The organism is Vogesella mureinivorans (assembly GCF_007644035.1).
GTDB lineage: Bacteria > Pseudomonadota > Gammaproteobacteria > Burkholderiales > Chromobacteriaceae > Vogesella > Vogesella mureinivorans.
In genome coordinates, this window is sequence record NZ_VMTV02001068.1 from 1 (window position 1) to 316 (window position 316).

At 44.9% G+C, this 316-nt stretch carries 1 protein-coding gene; it reads right to left on the reverse strand.

The window, feature by feature from the left end; genetic code table 11:
- Positions 1-316 (reverse strand): Uma2 family endonuclease (locus FLQ44_RS25735; RefSeq protein ID WP_147696172.1); only part of this gene is annotated, 316 nt, incomplete at both ends.

The window sequence follows — 316 nt, forward strand, 5'->3', positions numbered from 1 at the left end:
GTCAAATCTAAGACAAACCCTGGTAAAACATCTTCCCCTGACAAAGTAGTAGGATTATCCAACACTTCCACATCCTGACCTTGCCTATATATCTCGACCTTCTGATTCTTTCGGTCAATCAACCAGCCTAAACGAGCCTGATTATCCATATATTCCCTCATTTTGGCTCGTAGCGGTTCCATATTGTCATTTTTAGAACGTAGTTCCAGAACAAAATCAGGACACAGAGGGGCGAAGCCTTCTTGTTGTTCTCTTGTAAGTGCGTCCCAGCTATCTTGACGTACCCAAGCAGCATCAGGAGAACGATCCGCACCGT